Origin of the sequence: Blautia sp. HCN-1074 (genome assembly GCF_037890165.1) — a bacterium.
GTDB lineage: Bacteria > Bacillota > Clostridia > Lachnospirales > Lachnospiraceae > Blautia_A.
Genome location: NZ_JBBKBP010000069.1, coordinates 1 through 764, shown reverse-complemented (window position 1 = coordinate 764; position 764 = coordinate 1). Strand labels below are relative to the sequence as shown.

Sequence of the window (764 nt, the reverse complement as noted above, 5' to 3'; positions counted from 1 at the left end):
CAATCTGATTATCCAAAATTTCGGATAACATAGAAGATTCTTCTTTAATCGTTGGCAGTTCTGAATACGGACTTTCCTGAACTGTGTTTAATAATTCATGACAGTATTCATTATACTCATCTAAAGAAGCTCATTTTTCAGGTTCATCTGGCAGATAAATGTCTTTATCAGAATCTTTTAAAGCTGCTTTTAAAGAAGTAGAGGCTTTTTTCAACATTTCTCTCTGAGTAGTTTTATGATAACGGGCTTCTGTATGAGTTGAGTCAACAATTATAGTATTGCTTTTTAAAACACCTTGATTTATGGCAAGTTCTACACTTTTATTTATGAGCAGATCAAGTATATTTTCATCTTTTAAACGCTGCTTTCTGAATTTGGTTAAAAGACTAGGATGGATAACCTCTTCTTCTGGCGTTAATTCCAGAAAATATTTAAAAGACATATCATATCGTGATCTTTCAACAACACCATTATCAGAAAGGTTATAAAGATATTTTAAAAGCAGATATTTAAATAGCAATATAGGGTTTTTTGCATTACGTCCATTATCAAGGCAATATTTATTTTTTAATTCATCATATATAAAAGAAAAATCGACCAATTCCCTGATTTTTCTCAGAATATGATCTTTTGGAACAATCATGTCATATAAATCTGAATAATAACTAAGGCTAAGTTTAAGTTGGGATGATAACATTTCAACCTCCGACAATTATGATACCTTAATTATATCAGATATATGATTTTACGACCACTTTTTCAGT

At 29.8% G+C, this 764-nt stretch carries 1 pseudogene; it reads right to left on the bottom strand.

The window, feature by feature from the left end:
• Positions 1-697, bottom strand: a pseudogene (locus WKT11_RS19815) (transposase); the annotation flags it as partial.
• Positions 698-764: the final 67 nt, after the last annotated feature.